Below are 9,327 nucleotides of genomic sequence, written 5' to 3' on the forward strand. Positions count from 1 at the left end.
TGGCCATGGGCCCAGTCTGGCACCGGCGGCGGGCGGCGCGGGCGCCCGGCCGGGGCCCGTGCGCCCGGGGCCGGTACCGGTGAGTAGCCTTGCGCGGTGCGCATCGACCTCCACACCCACTCGTCGGTCTCCGACGGCACCGAGACCCCGGGGGAGCTGGTCGCCTCGGCCGCCGCGGCCGGCCTCGACGTCGTCGCGCTGACCGACCACGACACCACCGCCGGCTGGGCCGAGGCGTCCGACGCCGCCCGCCGGCTCGGCGTCGCCCTCGTCCCCGGCACCGAGGTGTCCGCGCTGTCCCGCGGCGTCAGCGTGCACCTGCTGTCCTACCTCCAGGACCCCGCCGACCCGGCGCTCGCCGACGTGATCGCGCAGACCCGGGACGCCCGGCTGCACCGCGGGCGCGCCATCGTCGAGCGGCTGTCCGAGGACCTGCCGATCACCTGGGACGACGTGCTGGCGCAGCAGTCCCCGGGGACCGTCGTGGGGCGGCCGCACATCGCGGACGCGCTGGTCGCGCTCGGCGTCGTCGCCGACCGGACCGCCGCGTTCGCCGACCTGCTGTCCGCGCGCGGCCGGTACTACGTGCCGTACTACGCGCCGGAGGCGGTCGAGGCCGTCCAGGCGGTCCTGGCCTCGGGCGGGGTGCCGGTGTTCGCGCACCCCGGCGCCGACGGCCGCGGCCGGGTCGTGCCGGACTCCGCGATCGAGGAGCTGGCGGAGGCGGGCCTCGCCGGGCTCGAGGTGCACCACCGCGACCACACCCCGGAGCAGCGCGCACGGCTGACCGCGCTCGCGGACCGCCTCGGGCTGCTGGTCACCGGGTCGAGCGACTACCACGGCACCGGGAAGGACAACGTGCTCGGGGAGAGCACCACCGCGCCGGAGGTGCTCGCCGAGATCGAGCGCCGAGGCCGCACGGCGGTGGTGCGCGGATGAGCGCGGTCCTCGACCTCCGGCTGCTGTCGGAGGTGTTCATCACGCTGTTCGTCATCATGGACCCGCCCGGGACGGTCCCGATCTTCCTCGGGCTGACCGGCGCCATGACCCGGCAGCAGCGGAACCGGGCCGCCCGGCAGGCGATCCTCGTGGCGTTCGGCGTCGTGCTCGCGTTCGCGGTGTTCGGCCAGAGCCTGCTGTCGTACATGCACATCTCGCTGCCCGCCCTGCAGGCGTCCGGCGGCCTGCTGCTGCTGCTCGTCGCGATGGAGCTGCTGACCGGCAAGTCCGAGGAGCCGCAGCCGTCCGGGAACTCGAAGGTCAACGTGGCGCTGGTGCCGCTCGGGACGCCGCTGCTCGCCGGCCCGGGCGCGATCGTCGCCGTCATGGTGTTCGTGCAGCAGAGCGACGGCACCGTGGCCGACTGGGTGGCGATCGCCGTCGGCATCGTCCTGGTGCACGTGTGCCTCTGGCTGGCGATGCGGTTCGCCGGGTTCATCCACCGGCTGCTGGGCGACTCCGGGACGACGCTGGTCACCCGCATCGCGGGCCTGCTGCTCGCGGCGATCGCGGTCCAGCTGGTGGCGGACGCGGTCACGGCCTTCGTCAAGGCGGCCTAGCGCGGCGCTGGTCGCCACCGGATCGTCGCGCTGCCACCCCACCGGCCGGGTGGCACCGCGACGATCTGGTGGAGAAGCGGGGCGCCCGCGGTCGCCGACGCGGGCCCGCGGGGTGAGGATCGGCGCGTGAGCACTCCGTCCCTCCGCGGTCGGCTCGGCGACGAGCTGTTCGCCCGCGTCGCCGGCCCGCGCGGCCCGCAGGTGCGCGACCGCATCCACCTGACCCCCGGCCCGCGCTGGTTCGGGCCCGACGACGCCATCCGGCGGGTGCACGGCGACGCGTCGATGTTCGTCGGCGGGCTGACCGCCCTGCTGCTGCAGTCCTGGCACCCGCTCGCGATGGCGGCGGTCGCCGCGCACTCGGGCTACCGCGGCGACCCGTGGGGCCGGCTGCAGCGCACCAGCACGTTCCTCGCCGTCACGACCTTCGGCACCGCCGAGCACGCGCAGCAGGCGGTCGCGACCGTCCGCGCGATCCACGACCGGATCGCCGGCGTCACCGAGGAGGGCGAGCCCTACGCCGCCTCCGACCCGCACCTGCTGAGCTGGGTGCACATCACCGAGGCGCACGCGTTCCTCACCGCGCACCAGCGGTACGGGGCGCGGCCCCTCGACGCGGCGGGCTGCGACGCGTACGTCGCGCAGTCGGCGCGGGTCGGCCGGGCGCTCGGGGCGGAGGACCTGCCCGAGACGGCCGCCGGGCTGCACGCCGCGCTCGACTCCTACCTCCCGGAGCTGCGCGGCACGCCCGCCGCGCGGGAGGCGGCGGAGTTCCTGCTCGCCGACCCGCCGCTGCCCGTGCCGGTCCGGCTGCCCTACGGCGTGCTGGCGGCGGCGGCGATCGCGGGACTGCCGCGGGCGGCGCGCGCACCCCTGGGCCTGCCGGACGTGCCGTGGCTCGACGCGACCCTGGCCCCGGCGGGCGGCCACGCGATCACGCGCCTGATCCGCTGGGCCCTCGCGACCACCCCGGCCCCGCCGACGGCGGACGGGTAGCGCCCGAGCGCCGAGTTCGGCACTTCCTGTCCGAGTTCGGCACCGCGAGCTGCCGAACTCGGCACCGGACTGCCGAACTCGGCGGCAGGGGAACGCGCGAGGGCGCCCCGGCTGGTGCCGGGGCGCCCTCGTCGTGGTGCGTGCGGAGGCTCAGGCCTCCGCGGGGGCGGTGGGGGCCTGCTCGCCCTCGCCGCCCGGGCGTCCGCCACGGGTGCGGCGGCGGTTGCGGCGCCGGCGCGGGGCGGCGCCCTCCTCGCGACCCTCGGCGGGGCCGGTGGTCGACTCGGCCGGGCCCGTCGACCCCTCGACCGCGCCCGACGTGGCCGGGGCGTCGCCCGAGCCGCCGCGGCGACGGCTGCGCGAGCGCCCGCCCTCGCCGCCCTCGGACCGCGCGCCGCCCTCGGAGCGCCCGCGGCCCTCGCCGCGCCCGCCGTCGCGGGAGCCGGAGCCGCCGCGCCCGCCGGAGTCGCGCCCGCCGCGGCCGCCGTCGCGCGAGCCGGAGTCCCGGCCCGACGAGTGCCGCTTGCCGGTCTCGCCCAGGTCCTCGAGCACCTCGGCGTCCAGGCCCTCGCGGGTCCGCTTGGACCGGGGGAGCCGGCCGGTGGTGCCCTCGGGGATGCCGAGGTCGGTGTACAGGTGCGGCGACGAGGAGTAGGTCTCCTGCGGCTCCGGGAAGCCGAGCTCGAGCGCCTTGTCGATCAGCGACCAGCGCGGCACGTCGTCCCAGTCGACGAACGTGACCGCGGTGCCCTTGTGCCCCGCGCGGCCGGTGCGGCCGGTGCGGTGCAGGTAGGTCTTCTCGTCCTCGGGGCACTGGTAGTTGACGACGTGCGTGACGTCGTCGACGTCGATGCCGCGCGCGGCGACGTCGGTGGCGACGAGGACGTCGACCTTGCCGTTGCGGAACGCGCGCAGCGCCTGCTCGCGGGCGCCCTGGCCGAGGTCGCCGTGCAGCGCGCCGGCGGCGAAGCCGCGCTCGACGAGCTCGTCGGCGACCTTGGCGGCGGTGCGCTTGGTGCGGGCGAACACGATGGTCAGGCCGCGGCCCTCGGCCTGCAGGATGCGGGCGAGCACCTCGACCTTGTCCAGCGCGTGCGCGCGGTAGACGACCTGCTTGATGTTCTTGACCGTCTGGCCGGCGTCGTCCGGCTCGCTGGCGCGGATGTGCGTCGGCTGGGTCATGTAGCGGCGGGCCATCGCGACGACGGCGCCCGGCATGGTGGCCGAGAACAGCATGGTGTGCCGCGACGCGGGCGTGCGGGCCAGCAGCTTCTCGACGTCGGGCAGGAAGCCGAGGTCGAGCATCTCGTCGGCCTCGTCCAGGACGACGCACTTGATGCGGGACAGGTCCAGGTGGCCCTGGTTCATCAGGTCGATCATGCGGCCCGGGGTGCCGACGACGACCTCGACGCCGCGCTGCAGCATCTCGATCTGCGGCTCGTACGCGCGGCCGCCGTACAGCAGGGCGATGCGGACGGAGCGGCGCTTGGACGCGGTCTCCAGGTCGCCGGCGACCTGCACCGCGAGCTCGCGGGTCGGGACGATGACGATGGCCTGCGGCTTGCCCGGCGCGGGCAGGGTGTCGAAGCCCTCCTCGTCCGGCGCGACGACGCGGTGCAGCAGCGGGACGCCGAAGCCGAGCGTCTTGCCGGTACCGGTCTTGGCCTGGCCGATGATGTCGTGGCCGGACAGCGCCACGGGCAGGGTCATCGCCTGGATCGGGAACGGCGTGCTGATGCCGGCGTCGGCGAGCGCCTGGACGATCTCCGGGCGGACGTCGAAGTCCGCGAAGGTCACGTCGGCGGCCTGCACGGAGGCGGCGGTGGGGGTGACGATGGTCTCCACGGCGACGTCCTCGGGCGCGAGGGCGTCGGTGGTGCTGGGTTCGGTCGAGGTCACGGACTGCTCTTCACTCGTGAAGGTGGCGTGCCGCGCGTCGCGCCCCGCGAGGGGGTCCGCGACGGGCATCGCCACAGGTGGTCCGGCAGCCGATCGTGCAAGTCAGCGAGAGCGGTCCGGGCGCCGGGGGCGCCGCGGTTCGCTCGGCGCACCGTGGTCGGGACGACCGGGCAACCGATGAACACGCCCGATGATACGCGCAGGGCCGCCCGCACCGCGGGGATCCGGCCGGCGCAGGGCGTGCCGAGGGGCGTCCGGGCGGGTCGACCCCGGGCGGACGCCCCGACGTCGCGCGGGTCAGCGGCCGGCGGTCGCCGTCGCGCTCGGCTCGTCCGCGGCGTCCCGTGCGGGGGCTCCGTCGTCGTCCGCGGCGGCGCCCGGCGCGTGGCCCGCCGCACGGACCGCGGCGCGGAGCCGGCCCTGCTGCGTCGCCGCGACCAGCAGCGCCACCACGGTCGTCGTCACGGTGACCGCGAACGCGGCGGTGTGCCCGGAGGCGTCGGCCAGCCGGCCCGCGACGCTCGACCCGAGGGCGTAGCCGACACCGGTCGCCGAGGCGAGGGCCGTCATGGCGGCGCCGGTCCGCCCGGCCGGGACGACCCGCTCGCCGAGCGAGAACACGCCGATCATGTACGGCGCGACCGCGAAGCCGAGGACGGCGACCGCCGCGGTCAGGGCGGGCAGCGAGTCGACCAGCAGCAGCGGCCAGGACAGCGCGACGAGCGCGCACGCGGCGACCAGCACGCGCCGCTCCTGCCCGATGCGCGCGGGGATGAACGCGGTGCCGATGCCGGCGGCCGCGCTGCCGACGCCCAGCACCGCGTGGATGAGGCCCGCGAGACCCGGCTGGCCGGCCTGGGTGGCCAGCACGGTCGTGCCGGTCTGGGTCGCGCCGAACAGCACGCCGACCGCGGCCTGCGCGACGACCAGCACCGCGAACGCGGGGGTCAGCAGCCGGCCGGCGGGCCGGGCGTGCGGGCCGGTGGCGGTGCGCCGGGCGGTGGGGTGCAGGGCGAACGCGGTGCCGAACACGGCCAGCAGCACGGCGGCGGTGACCAGCGCGCCCGCGGGGGACAGCCACACGGCGACGACGCCGACCAGCGCCGGGCCGATCGCGAACGACGCCTCGTCGACGGCGCCCTCGTAGGAGAAGGCGGCGTCGACGAGCCGGCGCTGCTCGGGGCCGGTGCCCGCGGTGATCGGGCGCCAGCGGACGCGGGCGAGCGGCCCGACCTGCGGCAGCGCGAACCCGGTGACGGCGGCGACGGCGACGAGCGCGGTGCCGCCGGCGCCGTGGTGCGCCAGCAGGGTCAGCGCGGCGAGCGACGCGGCGCCGGCGAGCGACTGGACCAGGACGACGGGGCGCTGGCCGAACCGGTCGGCGAGCCCGCCGGCGATCGGCGCGCCGACGGCGTTCGCCACGGCGAGCGCGCCCGCGGCGAGGCCGCCGAGGCCGTAGGTGCCGGTGGCGGTCGAGACGAGCAGCAGCGTGCCGAGCTGGGCCATCGCCATGGGCAGGCGGCCGAGGAAGGCGACGAGGACGTAGGCCGGGCCGGCCAGGCGGAACAGACGCGCGTAGGCGTTCAGGGCGGACACGAGGGACCCTCCGGGTGCACGAGACGGGCGACGCGCCTCCCCGCCTCCAGGTCGCGTCCGTTGTCCCTCAGCTGGGCTCATCCTAGACGCGGGCACCCGGCCCGGGCGAGTGCCGTCCGCGCCCGCGGGGCTACCCTGGGCGGATGACCGAGGTCGCTCACGACGCCCAGCCGCAGGCCCAGCCGCCGGCGCAGCACGCCCCCGAGGCCGCCGACACCGTCGAGCTGCTCGGGCTCGTCGCCCACCTGCAGCACGTGGCGTTCAACCGGCTCGCCGAGGACGCCCGCGTCGCCCCCAGCACCGCCCAGCAGCTCGAGCTCAGCCGGCTGGCCGCGGCCGCGGTCGACCGCCGCGACCGGGTGCTCGCCCGCGTGGTCGAGCTCGGCGGCGAGCCGGAGGAGTGCCTCGGCGCCTACGCCCGGCTGCTCGAGGACTTCGACTCGCGCACCCAGCCCAGCACCTGGTGGGAGCGGCTGCTGCGGTCCTACGTGGCCGACGGCGTGTCCGACGACTTCTGCCGGATCGCGGCGTCCGCGGTCGACGACCGGTCGCGCGCGCTGCTGCTCGAGGTCCTGGACGACGCCGCGCACGCGAACCTCGCGGTGGGCGAGCTCGAGGCCGCCGGCGCGCAGGACGAGGTGCTGGTGTCCCGGCTCGCGCTGTGGGGCCGCCGCCTGGTCGGCGAGGCGCTGGGCGTGGTGCAGCAGGCGATGTCGGCGCACCCGGCGCTCGGCCGCCTGGTCACCCGCCGGGAGGCGGAGGCCCGCGCCGCCGCGCAGGAGCCGGCCGCCGAGCCGGCCCCGGAGGCCCCGGCCGCCGCGACCGAGGTCGACGGCGCCGCGCCCGCCAAGCTGTTCGGCGAGCTCACGGCGGAGCACACCCGCCGGATGTCCCGCCTCGGGCTCACGGCCTGACGGGCCTGGCCCGCCACCCCGGGCCTACGACGACGACGCCCCGCACCGGAGGACCGGTGCGGGGCGTCGTCGCGTCTGCGGTGCGGCTCAGATCGCGCCGAAGCCGACGCGGCCCTTCGACTCCGTGCCGATCTCGACGTAGCCGATCGAGGCGGACGGCACGATGACGCGCCGGCCCCGGTTGTCGGTCAGCTCGAGCACCGGGCTGCCGTTCAGGGCCGCGGTGACGGCGGCGGTGACCTCGTCGGCCGTCTGGTCCGACTCGATCACCAGCTCGCGGGGCAGGTTCTGCACACCGATCGTGATGTCCACGCTTCGTCGTCTCCTCGTCCGTCGTGTCGCTGCCCGGTCATCCTAGGCCGGGCGGACGTCCCCGGGACCGTCGAGCGGGCCGCGTTCGCCCTGGGTGGACAGGTCGTCGGGCTCGACGGACCGGTCTGCGTCGTCCTCGGAGCCGCCGGGCACGAAGTCCGCGACGCCGCCCCACGCCAGCCGCGCCACCAGGGTGGCCGTGTCCCGGGCGGAGCTGCCGTCGGGCGACCGCAGCCGGCGGGTCGCGGCCGCCTGGGCCGTCGCGGCCACGGACGGCGCGAGCAGGGCGGCCGTCTCGGGCGGCACGCCGGCGACCTCCGCGAGGACGGACTGCAGCCGGCGGGTGACCGCCTCGGTGGCCCGCTCGACCCGCGCGCGCACCTCCAGGTCGTGCCGGACGTCCGACTCGAACAGCAGGGCGGACGACTCCCCGGCCCCGTCGACGAAGTCCACGTACGCGCGGACCACGCCGGTGAGGATGGCGCGGGCGTCGTGCGGGCGGACCTCGCCGGGCGGGTGCATCGCGACCGCGGCGTCGACGGCGGACAGCAGCTCGTCCCCGCGGGCGTCGACGACGGTGAGGTAGAGGTCGAGCTTGGACGGGAAGTGCCGGTAGAGCACCGGCTTGCTGACCTCGGCGCGGTCGGCGATGTCGTCCATCGAGACGTGGTGGAAGCCCTCGGACGTGAACAGCTCCTGCGCGATCGCCAGGACCTGGGCGCGGCGGAGCGCGCGGGGCATGCGCGCCGGGCGTCCTCGGCCGGTCGGGGGCTGGTCCATCGGGCGATGATAGCGACGGCCCGGGGGTGCTCAGCGGGGTGTCCGCACGCGGGTGCGCGGTGCTCCCCGGGGCCGCCCGGCACGGGTCGCGGGCGGCCCGCCGGGCGTCCCGGGGTGTCGGTGGCGTGTGATGGGATCGGGGCCGTGACCCCGACCCCCGCCGGCCCGCCCACCGCGGCCGGGCTGCGCCTCGTGCGGCCCGCGCTCGCGGACGTGCCGGCGCCGGTCCGCCTGGGCGCGGACCAGCGGGCCGTGGTGGACCGCGTGGTGGCGGGCGCCGACCCGGCGCTGCTGGTCGTGGGCGCGGCGGGCACCGGCAAGACGCTGCTCGCCGTCGAGGCGGTCGCGGCGGCGCTCGGCGCGGACGACGACGGGCTGTTCCCCTCGCCGGACCTGCCCTCGCCGGACGAGGTGCTGGTGCTGGCCTCCGGGCGGCGCGCAGCGGCCGAGCTGCGCGACCGGATCGGCGCCCGGGTGCGGCGGACGACCGGTCAGGCGATGGTCCGCACGCCGGCGGCCGCGGCGTTCGCCGTGCTCCGGGCGCGCGCCTCGCTGCTGGGTGATCCCGCCCCGACGCTGATCTCCGGGCCCGAGCAGGACCTGGCGCTCGCCGAGCTGCTCGCCGGCCACGCCGCGGGCGAGGGCGTGCCGCTGCGCTGGCCCGACGGCGTGCCGGAGGAGGCGCTGACCCTGCGCGCGTTCCGCGGCGAGCTCCGCGACCTGGTCATGCGGGCGGCCGAGCGCGGCGTCGAGCCCGAGGACCTCGCGCTGCTCGGCGAGCGGCACGGCCGGCCCGAGTGGGTCGCGGCGGCGGCGCTCTACCAGGAGTACGTCGACGTGACGACGCTGCGCGCGGGCACGCCCGACGCCGGAGCGCGGTACGACCCGGCCGTCGTCGTCGAGGAGGCGGCCGAGGTGCTCCGCACCTGGGAGGACGAGCTCCCCGGGCCCCGCCCGCGCTGGCGGCTCGTCGTGGTGGACGACTACCAGGAGGCGACCGAGGCGACGGCCCGGCTGCTGCGGGTGCTGCAGGACGACGGCGCGCGGCTGCTGCTGCTGGCCGACCCCGACGCGGCGGTGCAGACGTTCCGCGGGGCGACGCCGGCGCTGGTCGGCCGGGCGGACGTCGCCGGGACCGGGCCGGGCGAGCTCGGGGCGACCCGGCTCGTCCTCGACGGCGTGCGGCGGCACGGGCCGGTGCTGCGCGGGGTGGCGGCGCGGGTGGCCGAGCGGGTCGCGGTGGTCGGCGGCGCGGCGCACCGGCGGGCGCT

At 77.5% G+C, this 9,327-nt stretch carries 9 protein-coding genes; 5 read left to right on the plus strand and 4 right to left on the minus strand.

What is annotated here, in order from left to right; genetic code table 11:
• The first annotated feature begins 96 nt into the window (after positions 1-96).
• The 3 genes from G6556_RS14245 to G6556_RS14255 all read left to right on the plus strand — a co-directional run bounded on the left by G6556_RS14245 (position 97) and on the right by G6556_RS14255 (position 2,555).
• Entirely contained in the window at positions 97-939 is an 843-nt protein-coding gene (locus G6556_RS14245; RefSeq protein WP_166942666.1) for a PHP domain-containing protein, read from the plus strand.
• Positions 936-1,559, plus strand: a complete 624-nt coding sequence (locus G6556_RS14250; RefSeq protein ID WP_166942669.1) for a MarC family protein — start codon at positions 936-938, stop codon at positions 1,557-1,559. The genes G6556_RS14245 and G6556_RS14250 overlap by 4 nt, the downstream gene beginning before the upstream one ends.
• A 126-nt stretch (positions 1,560-1,685) precedes the next feature.
• The gene (locus G6556_RS14255; protein WP_166942672.1) at positions 1,686-2,555 is read left to right on the plus strand and encodes an oxygenase MpaB family protein; all 870 of its coding nucleotides are present in this window, start codon (positions 1,686-1,688) and stop codon (positions 2,553-2,555) included.
• Positions 2,556-2,705: 150 nt separating this feature from the next.
• Here the strand turns inward: G6556_RS14255 and G6556_RS14260 are convergent, their stop codons facing one another.
• Both G6556_RS14260 and G6556_RS14265 read right to left on the minus strand, forming a co-directional pair.
• Positions 2,706-4,400, minus strand: a complete 1,695-nt coding sequence (locus G6556_RS14260; RefSeq protein WP_346774914.1) for a DEAD/DEAH box helicase — start codon at positions 4,398-4,400, stop codon at positions 2,706-2,708.
• A 351-nt stretch (positions 4,401-4,751) separates the two neighbouring features.
• A complete protein-coding gene (locus G6556_RS14265) occupies positions 4,752-6,050 on the minus strand; it encodes an MFS transporter (RefSeq protein ID WP_166942678.1) in 1,299 nt (432 codons plus the stop codon).
• A gap of 143 nt (positions 6,051-6,193) precedes the next feature.
• Between G6556_RS14265 and G6556_RS14270 the strand changes: the two genes are divergently transcribed.
• On the plus strand, positions 6,194-6,964 hold the full coding sequence (locus G6556_RS14270) for a ferritin-like fold-containing protein (protein WP_166942681.1): 771 nt from the start codon (positions 6,194-6,196) through the stop codon (positions 6,962-6,964).
• Between the two features lie 87 nt (positions 6,965-7,051).
• Here G6556_RS14270 and G6556_RS14275 read toward each other — a convergent pair whose 3' ends face one another.
• Positions 7,052-7,276 carry a DUF3107 domain-containing protein gene (locus G6556_RS14275; protein WP_166942683.1) on the minus strand — a complete coding sequence of 75 codons (225 nt, stop codon included), beginning with the start codon at positions 7,274-7,276 and terminating at the stop codon, positions 7,052-7,054.
• 42 nt (positions 7,277-7,318) lie between these two features.
• Entirely contained in the window at positions 7,319-8,056 is a 738-nt protein-coding gene (locus tag G6556_RS14280) for a TetR/AcrR family transcriptional regulator (RefSeq protein ID WP_166942685.1), read from the minus strand.
• Positions 8,057-8,200: 144 nt separating this feature from the next.
• On the opposite strand from G6556_RS14280, the gene G6556_RS14285 reads away from it, so the two are divergent.
• A partial coding sequence (locus G6556_RS14285; RefSeq protein WP_346774913.1) for a UvrD-helicase domain-containing protein occupies positions 8,201-9,327 on the plus strand: 1,127 nt, incomplete at its 3' end.

The organism is Cellulomonas sp. IC4_254 (assembly GCF_011603975.1).
GTDB lineage: Bacteria > Actinomycetota > Actinomycetes > Actinomycetales > Cellulomonadaceae > Cellulomonas.